This is a genomic window from Polaromonas sp. (genome assembly GCF_049790275.1).
Classification (GTDB): Bacteria; Pseudomonadota; Gammaproteobacteria; order Burkholderiales; family Burkholderiaceae_C; genus Polaromonas.
This window is the reverse complement of the sequence record NZ_JBAQYR010000051.1, coordinates 37999-54666: the sequence shown is the minus strand read 5'-3', so window position 1 is coordinate 54666 and position 16668 is coordinate 37999. Positions and strand designations below refer to the sequence as shown.

15 protein-coding genes and 1 pseudogene are annotated in these 16668 nt (G+C 61.5%); 6 read left to right on the top strand and 10 right to left on the bottom strand.

Annotation, left to right across the window (positions count from 1 at the left end; translation table 11 throughout):
* The 6 genes and pseudogenes from WA904_RS06730 to WA904_RS06705 form a co-directional block, all read right to left on the bottom strand.
* Nucleotides 1-341, bottom strand: a pseudogene (locus tag WA904_RS06730) (alpha/beta hydrolase); the annotation flags it as partial.
* A 208-nt stretch (nucleotides 342-549) separates the two neighbouring features.
* A complete protein-coding gene (locus WA904_RS06725; RefSeq protein WP_425196357.1) occupies nucleotides 550-1152 on the bottom strand; it encodes a TetR/AcrR family transcriptional regulator in 603 nt (200 codons plus the stop codon).
* Between the two features lie 95 nt (nucleotides 1153-1247).
* Nucleotides 1248-2573, bottom strand: coding sequence for a fumarylacetoacetase (gene fahA, locus WA904_RS06720; protein WP_425196356.1), 1326 nt, complete (start codon nucleotides 2571-2573; stop codon nucleotides 1248-1250).
* Between the two features lie 88 nt (nucleotides 2574-2661).
* Complete coding sequence (locus tag WA904_RS06715) at nucleotides 2662-3468, bottom strand: cyclase family protein (protein ID WP_425196355.1); 807 nt, start codon at nucleotides 3466-3468, stop codon at nucleotides 2662-2664.
* Complete coding sequence (locus WA904_RS06710; protein WP_425196354.1) at nucleotides 3465-4172, bottom strand: TetR/AcrR family transcriptional regulator; 708 nt, start codon at nucleotides 4170-4172, stop codon at nucleotides 3465-3467. The genes WA904_RS06715 and WA904_RS06710 overlap by 4 nt, the downstream gene beginning before the upstream one ends.
* A gap of 108 nt (nucleotides 4173-4280) precedes the next feature.
* Nucleotides 4281-5267: a tripartite tricarboxylate transporter substrate-binding protein gene (locus WA904_RS06705; RefSeq protein WP_425196353.1), complete on the bottom strand. Its 987-nt coding sequence runs from the start codon at nucleotides 5265-5267 to the stop codon at nucleotides 4281-4283.
* Nucleotides 5268-5518: 251 nt separating this feature from the next.
* Here WA904_RS06705 and WA904_RS06700 point away from each other — a divergent pair, with 251 nt between their 5' ends.
* Nucleotides 5519-5992 carry a hypothetical protein gene (locus WA904_RS06700; protein WP_425196352.1) on the top strand — a complete coding sequence of 158 codons (474 nt, stop codon included), beginning with the start codon at nucleotides 5519-5521 and terminating at the stop codon, nucleotides 5990-5992.
* Between the two features lie 79 nt (nucleotides 5993-6071).
* Nucleotides 6072-8105, top strand: a complete 2034-nt coding sequence (locus WA904_RS06695) for an acetoacetate--CoA ligase (protein ID WP_425196359.1) — start codon at nucleotides 6072-6074, stop codon at nucleotides 8103-8105.
* A 94-nt stretch (nucleotides 8106-8199) separates the two neighbouring features.
* Here the strand turns inward: WA904_RS06695 and WA904_RS06690 are convergent, their stop codons facing one another.
* The 4 genes from WA904_RS06690 to WA904_RS06675 are packed head-to-tail and all read right to left on the bottom strand — an operon-like array spanning nucleotide 8200 to nucleotide 11352.
* Nucleotides 8200-8862 carry an ATP-binding cassette domain-containing protein gene (locus tag WA904_RS06690; RefSeq protein ID WP_425196351.1) on the bottom strand — a complete coding sequence of 221 codons (663 nt, stop codon included), beginning with the start codon at nucleotides 8860-8862 and terminating at the stop codon, nucleotides 8200-8202.
* 5 nt (nucleotides 8863-8867) lie between these two features.
* Nucleotides 8868-9602, bottom strand: coding sequence for an ABC transporter ATP-binding protein (locus WA904_RS06685; protein ID WP_425196350.1), 735 nt, complete (start codon nucleotides 9600-9602; stop codon nucleotides 8868-8870).
* The gene (locus tag WA904_RS06680; RefSeq protein WP_425196349.1) at nucleotides 9599-10342 is read right to left on the bottom strand and encodes an ABC transporter ATP-binding protein; all 744 of its coding nucleotides are present in this window, start codon (nucleotides 10340-10342) and stop codon (nucleotides 9599-9601) included. The genes WA904_RS06685 and WA904_RS06680 overlap by 4 nt, the downstream gene beginning before the upstream one ends.
* Nucleotides 10339-11352 carry a branched-chain amino acid ABC transporter permease gene (locus WA904_RS06675; RefSeq protein WP_425196348.1) on the bottom strand — a complete coding sequence of 338 codons (1014 nt, stop codon included), beginning with the start codon at nucleotides 11350-11352 and terminating at the stop codon, nucleotides 10339-10341. The genes WA904_RS06680 and WA904_RS06675 overlap by 4 nt, the downstream gene beginning before the upstream one ends.
* A 153-nt stretch (nucleotides 11353-11505) precedes the next feature.
* Between WA904_RS06675 and WA904_RS06670 the strand changes: the two genes are divergently transcribed.
* From WA904_RS06670 to WA904_RS06655, 4 genes are read left to right on the top strand one after another with little or no spacing between them, the layout of a single operon-like run.
* Nucleotides 11506-12378, top strand: coding sequence for a MurR/RpiR family transcriptional regulator (locus WA904_RS06670; RefSeq protein WP_425196347.1), 873 nt, complete (start codon nucleotides 11506-11508; stop codon nucleotides 12376-12378).
* Nucleotides 12375-14294, top strand: a complete 1920-nt coding sequence (locus WA904_RS06665; protein ID WP_425196346.1) for a bifunctional 5-dehydro-2-deoxygluconokinase/5-dehydro-2-deoxyphosphogluconate aldolase — start codon at nucleotides 12375-12377, stop codon at nucleotides 14292-14294. Before WA904_RS06670 ends, WA904_RS06665 begins: the two co-directional genes overlap by 4 nt.
* Nucleotides 14252-15220 (top strand): NAD(P)-dependent oxidoreductase, encoded by a 969-nt coding sequence (locus WA904_RS06660; protein WP_425196345.1) that lies wholly within the window; start codon nucleotides 14252-14254, stop codon nucleotides 15218-15220. The genes WA904_RS06665 and WA904_RS06660 overlap by 43 nt, the downstream gene beginning before the upstream one ends.
* A 30-nt stretch (nucleotides 15221-15250) precedes the next feature.
* Complete coding sequence (locus WA904_RS06655) at nucleotides 15251-16600, top strand: ABC transporter substrate-binding protein (protein WP_425196344.1); 1350 nt, start codon at nucleotides 15251-15253, stop codon at nucleotides 16598-16600.
* The last annotated feature ends 68 nt before the right edge of the window (nucleotides 16601-16668 follow it).

Sequence of the window (16668 nt, the reverse complement as noted above, 5' to 3'; positions counted from 1 at the left end):
CCCTGCGCCTGCAGGGTGTCGGCCAGCGCCAGCATCTGGCCGGCGTGGCCTCCCCAGCCGTGGGCCAGCAGCACGACCGGCCCGTGGGGTGCCACCGGCCGCGTGTACAGCGTCAGGCTGGCATTTTCAAAGGCCCAGCGGCTGATGCGCCAGTCCGGCCCCCAGGGCCTGCGGCGGCTCAGCCATTTGGGTGGCAGGGGGGTGCCAAACAGGCGGTAAGCCGCGCGAACCGCCAGCGCCGGCCACAGCCGCTGCGAGGCGCCCAAGCCCCAGCGAAACAGTTTGGTGGTGGGGCTGGCGCTGTAGTACGCCGCGGTCGCTTCAAGGGAAGTGCGGGTCATGAAAGGAACTCCTGGTTTGGCGGATCAGTACCAGATCCAGTCTTCATTGCTGCGCGGCAGGGAACGCAGCGAGGCAAGGACGGCGCGGACCGCATGAACACCGGCAAACACGGCGATGGCGACAAAGAGGAACAACATGGTATTTCCTTTCTCCGCACGGTCGTGCGAAATATGGACCAACAAAAAAGCCCTTGTGGGGCACAACAACTCAAGCCTGGTAACTTTTCATCAGGCGCTGCCAGCTGGACTGAGCCCGCTCGGCGGCGCGTGTATCACGTAAAAACCGGGCGTCATGCAAGAGCCCGATGGAAATGGCGCTGATCTCGCCGACCAGCTGTTCCGGGTCGGTGTCGGCCTTCAGGTGCCCGGCCTCAATGGCCTGCTGCACCGTGCGCCGCAGTGCGGCGCGCCAGCGTGTCACTTCCTGCAGCAGGGTTTCGCGCAGCTCGCCTTCACGGTCGTCCAGCTCGAATGCCCCTGCGGTGTAGATGCAGCCGGTATGAACTTCCACATCACGCATGCGCACAATCCAGCGTTGCACGATGTCGTCCAGCCGTGGCAGGCCCTTGGGCTTTTGCATGGCGGGCACAAATACTTCCGCAATGAAGCGCCGGCCGAATTCCCCGATCACGGCTTTTTGCAGCGCCTCGCGTGAACCGATGCGCGAAAACACCCCGCTCTTGGACAAACCCAGCCTGTCGGCGACAGCCTGCAGGGTAATGGCTTCAAGCCCCTCGGCCGAGGCGAGGTCCAGCGCCGCGCCGACTATCGCCGCACGGGTCATTTCGCTTTTCTGGGTCTTGGCGTCCATGGCATGCATAAAACAATATTAGCACACTTGTGCGGAAACGTGCAAACCCCCAACAGTGACCGGCGAATCCGCGCTGCCCAGGATGGGGGCGTGTTTCAGCGGCCGATGGCGGGCAATACCAGCCCCCGGTTTTCGCCAAAGCCGATGCGTGCATGGCCGGGTTCTTCGCACCAGCCGCGAAAGATCACGGCGTCGCCATCTTCAAGAAAGGCGCGCTTCTCGCCGTTCGAAAGCGTCAGCGGTTCGCGGCCGCCGCGGGTGAGCTCGATGATGGCGCCCGCCTCGGTTTCCGTCGGGCCGGAGATGGTGCCGCTGCCCAGCAGGTCGCCAGGCTGCAGATTGCAGCCACCTACCGTGTGCTGCGCCACCATCTGCGCGACGGTCCAGTACTGGTGCCTGAAACTGGTGCGGCTCAGGCGTTCCGCAGCCAGGACGTGGTCGCGCAGCGCGGCCGTCTCCAGCCAGACTTCGAGCTGGATGTCCAGCGCGCCGCTTGCGCGGTTGGCGGCAGATTCCAGGTAGGCCAGCGGTTGCGGCTCATCCGCAGGTCGGTCCCAGGCTTGCCGATACGGTGCCAGCGCCTCCAGCGTCACGATCCACGGAGAAATGGTGGTCGCAAAATTTTTGCCGAGGAAGGGTCCCAGCGGCGCCATTTCCCAGAACTGGATGTCGCGGGCGGACCAGTCGTTGAGCAGGCAGATACCGAAGATGTGCGCCTCGGCGTCGTCCATGCGGATCTGTTCGCCTTGCGCATTGCCGGGGCCGATGAACATGCCCAGCTCAAGCTCGTAATCCAGCCGGGCACAGGGGCCATAGGCCGGGGCCGTGGCGCCTGGTGCCATGCTCTGGCCCATCGGGCGCCGGTAGACCTGGCCGCTGATGCGTATGCTGGAAGCGCGGCCATGGTAGGCCGTGGGAATCCAGCGGAAGTTGGGTGTGATGGGATCTTCCGGCCGGAACAGCTTGCCGACATTCAGCGCGTGGTGGATGGAGGTGTAGAAGTCGGTGTAGTCGCCGATACGCGCGGGCACGGTGTATTCCACGTCGCGTTGCGGCACCAGACAATTGCGCACGGCTTCTGAAGTTGTCTGGGATGCCGTACTTTCGAGCAGCGCGAACAGGCCGTAGCGCAGGGCCTGCCAGGCGGCCGGACCGAGCGCAAAAAATTCGTTCAGTGCTGGCCCGCTGCAGGCCTGTGCAGCGCTTGCAGCAGAGCCCTTGAGCAAGCCAGCCCGGCTTAGCGCCGCAAGGTCGACCACCTGGTCGCCGATGGCCACGCCTCCGCGGAAGGCCTCCTGGCTGCCGGCGCGGCGGAACACCGAGAAAGGCAGGTTCTGTATCGGAAAGTCAGCGCCAGCCGTGTTGGCAGACGCCAGCCAGCTGCGGGCGCCGGGCGCGTGGGTGTGGTTGAGGGTGTCCATGAGTCCACTATGAATTTAATAGCAACTTGCGCCCGTTCCATAAGGGCCAAGTGCCAATTTGACTTGAAGGATTTGCTGAGCCGGGTTTTCAGGCACTGGCCATCAGTGCGTCGTCGAAGATCGCAACCGCGCGCGTCCAGCCGGCTGAAGCACCGCGGATCTTGTGAGGGAAGCAGCTGATGAAAAAACCGTCGGCAGGCAAGGACTCCAGGTTGTGCATCTTTTCGATATGACAGTAGCCGATGTCGCGCCCGGCCTTGTGACCTTCCCAGATGAGGGACGGGTCGTGCGTTTCGCCGTACTTTTTGGCGGTGTGCACAAAAGGCGCGTCCCAGCTCCAGGCGTCCGTGCCGGTCAGGCGCACGCCGCGCTCGAGCAGATACATCGTCGCCTCATAACCCATACCGCAACCAGCCGATACATAGTCGGGGTGGCCGTAGCGTGAGCCCGCGCGGGTGTTCACCGCCACGATCTCCAGCGGCTTGATGGTGTGGCCTATGCGCTTGAGCTCGGCTTCCACGTCGTGGGCCTGCACCACATAACCGTCGGGAAAATGCCGGAAGTCCAGCTTCACGCCGGGCTGGAAGCACCACTCAAGCGGCACTTCATGAATCGCGATGGAGCGTTCCTGCTTGCCCAGCGCCTTGTTCATGGTGCTGTGAAAGTGATAGGGCGCATCCAGGTGGGTGCCGTTGTGGGTGGACAGGTTCACCAGCTCCACCGCCCAGCCTTCGCCGTCGGGCAGGTCTTCGCGTTGAAGGCCAGGGAAAAATGGTGCTATCTGCTCGAAGGTGTTTTCATGGGTGAAGTATTCGATCTTGGGCGCGAAAGCCGGCGGGTCCGACAACACGTCGTTTTCCAGGTAGATCGAAAGATCAACAAATCTGCGGGTCATGGCTTCTTCCTGGCAGGAACGGATGGATGGGATTGCAGCATCGCACCGCGCATGCCGTGGGCAATAAAGGCGACAAGCTGCGGCATGATCGCCGGGTCGTTCGGCTGGTTTTCGCCTTGTGACAGGCGATGCACGCGCTGGTCGCCGATGTGGTGCAGCAGCGCACCCAGCGAGAACTGGTAGCACCAGGCGACCTGGGCTTGCGTGGTGCCGGGAAACTCGGCCGCCAGCGTGGTGTGAAAGGCCTCGATGAAGGCCTTGGCCATCGGGTCAAAAAATTCCCGGATGATCGCGTCTTCTTCTTCGCTTTGCAGCGCCAGGCCACGCGTCATGAGCAGCGCGTAGTACTCGCCTTCGGCACTTGCCCGCAGACGGATGACCGGTGCGATGAAGGCTTCGACGATACGGGTCAGGCGGTCGCCGCTTTCGTCGGCCATGGCCAGCGTCAGCGAGGCCAGGCGCTCGTCGATGGTTGTGCGCCAGTGCTCGAAAATCGCATGGTAGAGCTCGTGCTTGGCGCCGAAGTAGTAGCCCACCAGGGCAAGTGGCACCTGCGCCTCGTCGGCGATGTGGCGAATCGACACCGCGTGGTAGCCGTACTTGGCAAACAGTTTCTCGGCGGCGAGCAGGATGTTCTGCCGGCGGTCGGGCCGGACCGGGGCGGCGGCGCGAGGCTTGGCTGGAGGGCGGGTAGCAATGCTCATGCGGAGGCTCATCCTTGGGTGATTGTGTTGCGCAGAGTGCCATCGACCAACGCGCAGAGCTCCTGGCGATCGTCAACAAGAAATGTACAAAGATGCATGGAACCGGATTCAGGACTCGGCCGTGAAGCCGACCTGCTTGATCAGGCGGCGCCATTCAGTGGCATCAGCCTGCAGCAATTCGGCCAAGGCGGGTGCGGAAGACGACTGGATTTCCAGGCCAAACTGCTTGCCGTACTCGATCAGGTCCGCCTGACCCAGCGCCGCTTGCAGATACGCTGATGCGCGCCGCACCACTTCTGGCTTCGCCTTGCCCGGCAGGAAGAAGCCATACCATTCGCGCACGGTCAGCGGGTAGCCCAGTTCGCGCAGGCTGGGGACCTCGGGCAGGAAAGGCGAACGGGCTTTCCCGGAGATCATCAGCACGCGCAGCTTGCCGGTTTTCACATGCGGGATGTAGTCCCCGATCGGGCCGCAGAATGAGGAAATCTGGCCGCCCAGCAAGTCCTGCACGCCCGGCACCGTACCGCGGTAGGGGATGTGCCGCAGGTCCACGCCGGTGAACTTGCCGAGCAGGACACCGATCATGTGGGGCATCGAACCGGCGCCCGGGCTGCCGAAATTGGCGCCGCTGTCATTGGTTTTGGCCCAGGTCAGGAATTCCTTGAGGGTCTTGACCGATGAAGGCACGCCCGGGCCAATGGCCAGCCCGTGGTTGATGTAGGCGCCCACCGATACCGGTGCGAGGTCTTCAAGCCTGTATTGCAGCTTGGGGTAGGTGTAGGGGTAGATCGACAACATGGACGAAGGCGTCAGCAGCATCGCGCTGCCATCAGTGTTGCTGTCCTTGACCGTGATGACACCAATCTGGCCGGCCGCCCCCGGCTTGTTTTCCACCACCATGTTGGTGGCGTAGTTGCCGCGCAGCTTGTCGGCCACGCGACGGGCCAGCACATCCACCGTGCCGCCGGGCGGAAAGCCGGAAATGATACGGGCCAGTTCCAGCGAGGATTGGGCATGGCCCGTGAGCGGCAGTCCCGAGCCTGCCAGGACGGCCGCGCCGCCAGTGGCGTGCATGAAGTGTCGACGGTTGATCATGAGGTGTCGCCTTGCGTTGATTCGAGGTGAGTGTACAAATTGTACGAACGTACAAATTAATTAGACATTCGTACAAACCCTGACATTTGCGCCGGTGGTTGTGGGCGCTACGCCGGAGGCATGGAAAGCGGGCACCGTCCCGGATTCTTCCGTGCAGCGCGGACCCGTGCTGACGGGGGGCGTCGTGCTCATCCTACAAGCCGGGATGTTCTGCACGGCCAAGATGGTTGGGAGCAAGCCGCTCTGATAACTTGGAGACACCCATGAAAAAGCAATCACTTGTCCTGACACTGGCCGCCTTGGCCTGCAGCGCCGCATTTGCCCAGGCGCCCGCGGGCGTGGTGACCACCCCCTCAGCGCAGAGCAATCCCAATACCGCCGGGGGTATGCCGGCCGCCAAGGCCGAAACAAAAGTCGAGACCAGGAAAGCGGTTGGCTCGACCTTGTCCGCTCCCGATCCCGTTGCAGGCACGGGTGGTGCTGCGGCGTCGGAAAAAATCAATCCGTCTGCATCGGGTGGCAAGGCTGCAGCAAAAGCGGACATGAAGGTAGGCGCAAAAACCGGCGCCGCTGCGACAGGTTCCATGGACATGAATGGCGACGGCATGGTTTCCAAGAAGGAATGGAACCGGTATCACTCCGCCATGTGGAACAGGATGCAGGGCAAAAACGGCATGGTTCCGATGGCCGAAGCAGAAGCCCAGATAAAGGGCGGACCTAACTAAGTAGGTACCGTGGCCCTCGCCACGCGTATGCGTGGCGGGGGCGGTGCGAGGGCGAGCGTGAAACCCAGACGGAAGCGAGCTGCTAAGCTTTCCTCCCATGAGCGCGCCCTACCTTCCCCAAATACGCCTGTACCAGAATTGGCTGCGAAAGACGCGCGGCCTGTCCTTTGACAGTTACGAGGCCTTGCGGCAATGGTCGGTCAACGACCTCGACGCATTCTGGCAAAGCATCTGGGATTACTTTGAACTGCAGTCACCAACGCCGCACAGCGCCGTGCTGGCGGAGAACCGGATGCCGGGCGCGCGCTGGTTTCCGGGTGCGCAGTTCAACTATGCGCGGCAGGTCTTCCGCCATGTGGACAAGGCGCACGCCGCGGGCTTCCCAGCAGTCATCAGCCACAACGAAAAAAGCCTGGCCGGCGGTGAGCCGCCGAAGGAGCTAAGCTGGCCGGAGCTGCGCCGCCAGGTCGCTTCGCTGGCCCTGCACCTGCAGGCGCAAGGGGTGCAGCCCGGTGACCGTGTGGCCGCCTACCTGCCCAATATTCCCGAGGCGATGGTCGCCTTTCTGGCGGTGGTCAGCATAGGCGGCGTCTGGAGCATCTGCGCGCCCGACATGGGGACCAACGCCGTGCTGGACCGCTTCAGACAGATTGAACCCAAGGTGCTGATCGCCTGTGACGGCGTGAGTTACGGCGGGCGCGACTTCGACCGCACCGCTGTGCTGGAGGAGCTGCGTGCTGCCCTGCCCAGCGTGCAGCACGTGATAGTTCATGGCAACCTGGATGCTACGAAATCAATAGCTGGTTGCGCCCGACTGGAAAGGGCTATAGCCCGAAATGATGCGCAAACCCAGGCGTTCGAACCGGTGTGGCTGCCGTTTGACCATCCGTTGTGGATTGTCTATTCCAGCGGCACCACCGGCCTGCCCAAGCCCATCGTGCACGGGCACGGCGGTACCGTCATCGTGGCGTTGGCGCTCAAGACCCTGCACAACGACGTGGGCTGCAGTTACGACGCCAACTCCTGGGGCGAACGCTATCACTGGTACAGCTCGACCGGCTGGGTCATGTGGAACGCGCAGATGAGCGGCCTGCTCAACGGCACGACCTGCTGCATCTTCGACGGCAACCCGGGCGGCAGCAAGGACAAGCCCGATTGGATGACCCTGTGGCGCTTCGCTGCGCAACTGGGCGTGACCTTCTTCGGCGCAGGTGCGGCGTTCTTTGCCAACTGCATGAAGGCCGGCGTGAATCTGGCGGCCTGCGGGGATCTTTCAAAGGTGCGCGCGTTGGGCACCACGGGATCTCCGCTTTCACCCGAGGTGCAGATCTGGGGCACGGAGCAGTTTGAAAAGATCGGTACCTCTGACATCTGGTGGTGCAACATTTCGGGGGGCACCGACTTCGCTGGAGGATTTATTGGCGGCAACCGCGAGTTGCCCCAGGTGCCGGGTCAGATGCAGTGCCGCCTGCTGGGTTGCGCCGTCGAAGCGTGGGACGAAGAAGGCCGGCCTGTCATCGGCGAAGTGGGTGAGCTGGTGTGCACGCGGCCGCTTCCGTCCATGCCGCTTTTCTTCTGGGGTGACTCCGGCAATGTCCGCTATATCTCCAGCTATTTCGACATGTATCCCAACGTCTGGCGACATGGCGACTGGCTGAAGGTCACGCCGGATGGCGGTTGCATCATTTACGGCCGCTCCGATGCCACCATCAACCGGCAGGGCCTGCGCATGGGAACCAGCGAGCTGTACAGCGCGGTCGAGGCCCTGCCCGAGGTCATGGACTCCATGGTGGTGGACCTGGAGTACCTCGGCCGCGAAAGTTACATGCCGCTTTTTGTGGTGCTGCGCGAAGGGGTGGCGCTAGACGATGCCATGAAGGCCCGGCTCAACAATGCCGTCAAGCAGGCCCTGTCACCGCGTTTTGTGCCCGATGAAATCTTTCAGGTGCCCGAAATTCCGCGAACGCTGTCCGGTAAAAAACAGGAGTTGCCGATCAAGAAACTGTTGCTGGGTCAGCCCATCGACAAGGTGGTCAACAAAGATGCCATGGCCAACCCGGCTTGCCTTGACTGGTATGTGGCCATGGCCCGACAGCGCGCCAAAGCCGGGTGAGAAAACAGGCAGCGCCGGACTACCCACAGAAAAGACAAGCGAGAGTGCCGATCACGCCCAGGCGCAATTGGCGAGCCGGTGATCACGCCGAAGGTCAGGCTGGCTGAAACTGCAGCGATGAATTGGAATGTGGCGGTTCAAGGGCCGGAGCCAGCGCACCGAGGTAGGCGCGCACGCGCGGATCGGCCGTCAGGCCGGCGAAGTCGGCGGCCTGCGTGACAACTCCTTTTTGTACAAAGATGAATCGTTCACAACTCTTGCGCAGGATATCGATGTGGTACGGCTCATTGGGGTGAAGGCACAGGAAGACGAGGCGCCCGTTGCTTTTGAGCCGTGCAAAGAAATCGAGCATGAAGCCGATGTAGCCGTCTTGTGTATTGAACTGCGGTTCGTCAAACAAATGCACCAGTGGCGAGTTGCCCGCAGCGTGGTTCAGCATGAAGTCGGGTTTGCTTTTCTGGAAAGACCGCACCTGGTAGGACTGGTGATAGTGCACTGCCAGCCGGTCGCGCTCCCTAGTTCGCACCTGGTGGATATCCTGGCCATTGACCAGCACGCGTCCAGAACTCGGAAGGTTGCTTCCTGTGATCATTTCAAACAGCGTGGTCTTGCCGGAGCCGTTGGGTCCCATGACGCCGATGACGCACGGCTTGTCAACCTCAAAGTTGGCGTTCAGTGAGAAGGTGGTTGTTTTCCGGATCAGGCCGCGTTGGTACTGCTTGGCAAGGTTTTCAACGCGTAAAAGAGGGGGGTTCATGCTGACTAGACTCCAAGAAGTCGCCGGCGCAAGGCGGCGTTGTTACGCAGCTCCGCCGCGGGGCCTTCATGAACGATCTGGCCCTGGTTCATCACGTAAGTACGGTCTGCCACTGCCAGTGCGCTTTGCACGTTTTGCTCGACCACCAGTACGGCGATGCCTTCGGACTTCAGCCGGGTGATGGTCTTCATCACGTCCTGAACCACCTTGGGCGCCAGGCCCTGGCTGGGCTCGTCAAACAACACCAGGCCGGGCGAACCCAGCAGTGCGCGGGAGATGGCCACCATCTGCATTTCCCCGCCGGAAAGGTTTTCGCACTCCCGGTCCATCAGGTATTCCATGGCGCTGAAAATTTCAAAGCACTCCTTCTCGCTCCATTTGCGAAAGCGGGTGGCCTTGCGGGCAATAGCCAGGTTGCGCGCCACCGTGAGGGTGGAGAAAATCCGCCTGTCATCGGGAACCCAGCCCAGGCCTGCTTTCGCTATCTCGTGGGTGGGCATGCGTGTGATGTCGCGACCATCGAATGAAATGCAACCTTTGCGCGGCGCGGTCAAGCCCAGGATGGAACGCAGCGCGGTGGTCTTGCCGGCGCCGTTGGGGCCCAACAGCGCCACCACCTCACCGGTGCCGACACGCAGGGATACATCAAACAGGACCTGTGTTTCACCGTAAAAGGTGTCGATGTGATCAATGACCAGCGTGTTGGCGGGAGCCGCTACAGGTTTCAGGACAGCGTTCATGCCAATGTTCCCAGGTTGGAGCGCTGGACCCATTCGTTCTGCCGCAGCTCGGCGGGTGTGCCCTGCATGATGACCTGCCCCCAGTGAATCACCGAAATCCGGTCTGCGAGGCTGAATAGGAAGTTCATGTCGTGCTCAATGATCACAATCGTCAGCTGCCGCTTGAGCTCCCTCACCAGGTCCATCAAGCGCGCGGTGCCTTCAGCGCCCAATCCCGCGGTAGGCTCATCGAGAAACAGCATGCGTGGCTCGGCGGCCAGCGCAACGCCGATTTCCAGCGCGCGGCGCTGGCCGTACGACAGACTGCTGGCCATCACGCGTTCCTTTCCCTTGAGCCCTACCCGCTCCAGCACCGCCGCGGCCATCTGCTGGGCAGTGATGTCCGCTCCGAGATCGCGCCAGGCGTTGAATCCCTGCTTGCGCACATGCGGCATGGCCACCAGCACGTTGTCCAGCGCGGTATAGCTGTCAAACAGGTTCATGATCTGAAAGGAGCGGGATATTCCCTTGTGGGCAATTTCCCGCGGCGACAGGCCGGTGATGTCCTCGCCGGCAAAAGTCACGCGGCCACGGTCAGGCTTGTAACGCCCCGTCAAAACATTGAAGCAGGTCGTTTTGCCTGCGCCGTTGGGGCCCATGATGCCGGTCAGCTGGCCTTCCTCGAACCCGAGGGTGATGTCCTGCAACACCATCTGTGCGCCGAAGCGTTTGGAGAGGCCATGGGCTTCAAACAGCTTCACAGCACATCTCCCGCGCGTGTTGCGGTTGCAACGGGAGCTTTGCGCGGCCTGCCTCTCCAGGCCTGCCAGACTCCCGCGACTCCCTCCGGCTTGAACAGCACCATGGCCATGAAGATCAGTCCGTACCAGAGCAGCCAGGTCTCTGTGTAGGCGCCCAGCAGGTCACGCGCAAGGATAAAAAACGTGGCGCCAATGACCGGGCCCCAGAAGCTCACCAGGCCCCCGCCTATCAGCACCATCATGACCACAAAGCCGGAGGTATGCAGACTCATGACATTCGGGTAGGCCGATTGCTGCGCCATGGCAAACAGTGCGCCGGCCAGCCCCGCCACCGCCGTGGAAACCGTGAAGGCCAGCCATTTGTAGAGCCAGACGTTGTAACCCACAAACGCTGCGCGGGTTTCATTCTGTTTGATGGCGCTCAGGATGCGGCCCAAGGGTGAGTGAATCAGCCGCCAAAGCCCGACCAGCACAGCTGCAAAAAGGGCCAGGCAGAAAAAGAACAGCGCGTTGTTGCTGGCCAGGTCAAAAGAGACAAAACCAAAATCGGCCGGCAAACGCTTGATGTTGAGCAGGCCGTCCTCGCCTCCGGTCACGGTATGCCACTTGTTGGCGACAAACCAGAACACCTGCCCGAAGGCAATGGTCAGCAAGGCATAGTAAATGCCGCGCCGATGCGAAATGAATGCCGCAACGGCGGCGCCCAGGGTTGCAGTTATCAGAACCGCACCAGCCAGGTCAAACCACAGATTCGGCCAGACGCGCAGTTGCAGCAGGCCAAAGGCGTAGGCGCCGACGCCGAAGAAAGCGCCATGGCCGAACGACGGCAAACCGGTGAAACCCAGCAGCAGGTTGTAACCCAGGGCGAAAAGCACCCAGATCATGATTTCCAGGGCCAGGTATTGGTAAAGGCCGACGCGCGCCACCCACAGGGGTGTGGATAGCAGCACCACCAGGGTAATCAACATTGGCACGGGAAACAGGGGCGCGCGGCCAGAGGCAAGTTGCATGAGCGTTCTGTCTCGATTGAATTTACGGACCAAAAAAAGCGTGGACAAAACAGAATATACATTCTAATATTTAGACATGCAAGAATATTCATTCTATTTCTGCGCGGGGCGTCAGTCGACGGCCGGCGTATTTTTTCGAAGCAGCGGTTACCCATGGACCCTGTGACTACCTACGACGACCTCAAGGCGCTGATGGCCAGGGCTTATCCGGACATGTCCAAGCAGCTGCAGCGTATTGCGCGTTTTGCCATGGAGCAACCCAATGAACTGGCTCTGGGCACCGTGGCCACGGTGGCGGAGGCCACGCAGGTGCAGCCTTCGGCCATGATCCGGTTTGCCAATGCATTGGGTTACGGCGGGTTCTCCGAAATGCAGCAGGTGTTTCGCGGCCATCTGCTGGAGCGCTCGGACAGCTATCGCGAGCGTATTGCCCAGATGCGGCGCAAGCAGGTCAAGGGCAGCGGCGCACCTGCTGGCGTATTGCATGAGCTGGTCGGCGAATCGGTGGCAGAGCTCAGCCATCTTGAGGAAAAAATTCAGCAGGCCGACTTAAAGGCGGCGGTGAAACTCATGTCCGCCGCGCCGCGAATCCATGTGCTGGCCCAGCGGCGCGCGTTTCCGGTCGCGGGTTATCTCGCGTACGCATTGAGCCAGCTGGAACTGCGCACCCATCTGCTGGACGGCACTGGCGGCATGCTGCGCGAAAGCCTTCGTTCGATTGCGCCCGGCGACGTCCTGATCGTCGCAAGCTTCCGCAACTATTCTCCGGAAGTGATCGATGCGGCTGTTGCCGCCGAAAAACTCGGGGCAATCGTGATTGCCATCACCGACGGTCCGGTGTCGCCTCTCAAGGCCCCCGCCAGGGTTTGTTTTGAGCTGGCCGACGATTCGTCCAAACCGTTTCGCTCCCTGGTCGCTCCGCTGTGCCTTGCGCAGGCACTTGTCGTCAGCACCGGCCACCACCTCGCAGAGCAGGGGGCGAGCAAAACAGTCGCCAAACCTGCCAGGCGCAAGGGGACCGTATGACACACCCTGTTGACGTGATATGCATGGGCCGTGCGGCCGTCGACCTTTATGGCGAGCAGATTGGCGGCCGCCTGGAAGACATGCTGAGCTTCACCAAGTACCTGGGTGGTTCGCCCGCCAACACGGCAGTCGGGATGGCGCGCCTGGGGCTCAGGCCGGCCATGCTGACTCGTGTGGGAGATGAACACAATGGGCGCTTTGTACGTGAAACCCTGAGCGCAGAGGGTGTGGATGTCAGCCACGTCAAGACCGATCCCAGGCGGCTCACGGCGCTGGTTTTCCTCGGTATCCAGGACCAGCAGACTTTTCCGCTGGTTTTCTACCGCGATAACTGCGCCGACATGGCCGTCAGCCAGGACGACTTCGACGCAGCCTTCATCGCCTCGAGCTCGGCCTTGCTCCTTTCCGGGACGCATCTGTCGCAGCCGACCACCTGCGACGCCTGCCGCAAGGCCATCTCGCTGGCCCGGCAGGCGGGTACCCGCGTGGTGCTGGACATCGACTATCGGCCTGTGCTGTGGGGCCTGACAAGCCCCGGCATGGGGGAGCAGCGCTTTGTGCCTTCAGGCGAAGTCAGCGCCCATCTGCAAACGGTGATTGGCCAATGTGACCTGGTGGTCGGCACCGAAGAGGAAATCCACATCGCCGGAGGCAGCACGGATACGCTGGCCGCATTGCGCTGCTTGAGGGCGCTCACTACAGCCACGCTTGTGGTCAAGCGCGGACCCATGGGTTGTGTGGTGTTCGAGGGGCCGATTCCGGATGAACTGGAAAAGGGCCTCAAGGGCCCGGGCTTTCCTGTGGAGGTCTACAACGTCCTGGGTGCGGGAGATGCCTTCATGTCCGGCTTTCTGCGAGGCTGGATCCGCAGCGAACCTTTGACGCAATGTTGTGCTTACGCCAATGCCTGTGGTGCGCTGGTGGTCTCGCGCCATGGCTGTGCCCCCGCCATGCCCAGCTGGGAAGAGCTGCAGTTTTTCCTGCTCCACGGATCAAGCACCCGGCGGCTCAGGGAAGATGCGCGGCTTGAGCACCTGCATCGGGTCACCACTCGCACGCGACGCTGGGCCGAGCTGGTCATCCTTGCGTTTGATCATCGCGTGCAACTCGAAGAGCTGGCCGCACGGCACAACGCGAACCATGAGCGGATCCGTCTTTTCAAATCGCTGATTGCGGAGGGTGCGAGGCGGGGCGCCCGTGGGCGGGCAGGTGTTGGCATCATTGTGGATGACCGATTTGGGGACGAAGTGTTGCCCGCCATGACAGGCAAAGGCTGGTGGGTTGCGCGACCCGTTGAATTGCCTGGCTCGCGGCCCTTGCAGTTCGAGGCAGGTCCTCACCTGTCGCAGGCCATGCGGTCCTGGCCGGGTGAACACGTGGCCAAGTGCCTGGTGAGTTACCACCCGCAAGATCCGCTTTCATTGCGCGAGCAGCAATTGGTACGGTTGATGGAATTGCAGCGTGCCAGCACGGATACCTTCCACGAATTTCTGGTGGAGGTGATTCCTCCGAAGGAAATGCCGAGAGACAGCAGCACCCTGGCGCAGGCGCTTGAGCAAATCTATCGCGCCGGTATTTCCCCCGACTGGTGGAAGCTTCCTCCCGCCGAATCGGCACAGGAATGGGAGGCCATTGTTGCCGTGATCGAGCAGAACGATCCGCATTGCCGCGGCGTGTTGCTGCTTGGTCTTGAGGCCAGTGAAGACCGGCTGGAACAGAGCTTTCGCATTGCAGCGCCACATGCCATTTGCCGCGGTTTTGCCGTCGGGCGGTCCATCTTTTCCGAGGCAGCATCCGGATGGTTTGAGGGCCGCATGGATGACGCGCAGGTGATTGAAGACATCGCGCAGCGGTACGCCAGGCTCATCCGGCTGTGGGACGAAGCGCGAGCCGGCGCCGCCGAGGCCGTGAGTTGATCAACCAACAAGGAGACATACACATGACACAAAAAATCGGATTCATCGGTATCGGCATGATGGGTCATGGCATGGCCAAAAACCTGTTGGCGAAGGGTTTTGCCCTGACCTTCAAGGTCAACCGCAACCGCGACAACCTGGCTGACTTGATCGCCGCAGGCGCGCAGGAAGCGGCGACCAATGCAGCCTGCGCACAGGCCTCGGACATTGTGTTCATCTGCGTGACCGGCTCACCGCAAGTGGAGGAAATTGTTTACGGAAAAGACGGCCTGCTGGAGTGCGGACACAAGGGGCTGATCGTCGTGGATACCTCCACCGCCGAGCCCGCATCGAGCGCCCGCATCCGCAATGACCTGGCTGCCAAGGGCATCAAGCTGGTGGATGCGCCGCTGGCACGCACGCCCAAGGAGGCGGAAGAAGGCCGGCTCAATACCATGGTGGGCGCAGACCCGGCAGACTTCCGGCTCGTCGAGCCGGTGCTGAAAGCCTTCTGCGAAAACACCTTCCATGTGGGTCCGCCCGGTCATGGACATGTACTCAAACTCGTCAACAACATGATGGCCATGAGTTTTGCGGCGTCGATTGCCGAAGCTTTCGCCGTTGCGGCCAAAAGCGGGCTGGACCTGAACCGGCTGTATGACGTGATTTCTGCCGGTGGTGTGAATTGCGGCATCTTCCAGATGATGGCCACCAAAACTCTCAAGGAGGGCGACGTGACCGGCTTCAAGTTCGGCATCGCCAATGCGCAGAAAGACCTGCGTTATTACACCCATCTGGCGGAAATGCTGCCCGTGACCAGCTTCATGGGCGAAGCCGCACACCAAAGCCTGATCCAGGCCAGCAACGCCGGCTTTGGCGGCAAGCTGATCGCCTCCCTTTTTGAAGCCCAGGAAAAACTCAACGACGTCAAGATCGTTCCCCGTTAATCGGTAATCCAACCACTGCAGGAGACAACCATGAGCGACATCAGAAAAAACACTACCCCCGAACCGGCACACGACGCCGCATCAGCGTCACGCCGCAACCTTCTGAAGAAGTCCAGCTTGGCGCTGGTCGGCGCTGGTCTGTACGGCGCGGCACCGTTCATGGGCCCCTGGAAGCACAACCATGCCTGGGCGCAAACCGCCCAGAAAAAACCGCTGACCATCGGTTTGACCATGGATGCTTCGGGCCAGTATGCGGCTTCCGGAACCGAGGAGCGCCTGGGTGCGATGATGGCCATCAAGGAATTCAACGACAAGGGTGGCGTGCTGGGCCGGCGCATCGAGGCCATTCACATTGACACGGAGACCACGCCGGCGACGGGCTCGCGTGTTGCCGAACGGATGATCACCCGCAATGAGGCCGCTTTTCTGATCGGTGCGGTGCACTCCGGCGTGTCCAATGCCATTTCCCAAATCGCACAGAAATACGGCACCATTTTTCTCAACACCAATTCAAGTTCCCCGACCGAGGCGGGCAAGGATTGCCACCGGACCAAGTTTGTCTGGGACGGCAACGGAACAAACTTCTCTAACGCGACGGTCAAAAATGCCATCAAGGCCAGTGGCCGTAACTGGGTCTTGCTGACCAATGACTATGTCTGGGGCCACACCACCTCCAAGGCCACGCGGGCGATTGTCGAAGCCAACGGCGGGCGGATTGTTGAAGAACTCCTGGTGCCGCAAAACACCCGTGACTTCTCCGCCTATCTGCTCAAACTGCAGCAGCTCAAACCCAACGTGGTGGCGACAGCTGTGGGCGGTGACGACATCAAGGCGTTGCGCCAGCAGGTGGTGCAGCTCAAGATGAACCAGTCCATGGCCTGGATCAATAACCAGCAGGACTGGCCAGACGTGTATGGCCTGGGGCCGGACGCAATCTTCGGCGTCTTTGGCACCACATGGTACTGGCGACTGAATCTCCCTGGCGTGAAGGAGTTTGTCGCCGCCTACCAGAAGCAGTTCCCTGGCATGGCCATCCGCGTGCCTGGCAATGTTTATCACAACGGCTACATGGCCACGCGGGAGCTGCTGCGTTGCGTGGAAGAGGCCGGCACCACCAACAACATCGCCGTCATCAAAAAGCTGGAAGGCCGCAAGATGACAGCGGTCGATCGCCTGCAGCATTACGACGCCTGGATGGACCCGGTCACGCACCAGTGCCAGCAAACCATCTACATGGCGACCTTCAACGACGCGCCGGTGGAAAAGGACGACATCTTCAAGATCCTGACGCAGGCCGATCCGAAAGATGTGCAGGACAAGGACTCCCTGGGCGCCTGCAAGCTTGAGAGTTACGAGGCCACGCCGAGCTACGAAGTCTAGGTCTCTCGCCATGATCATCACTGACAAGGCGGGTCTTGCCCACCGGTTGCCGCGCCAGGTGGCGAGCG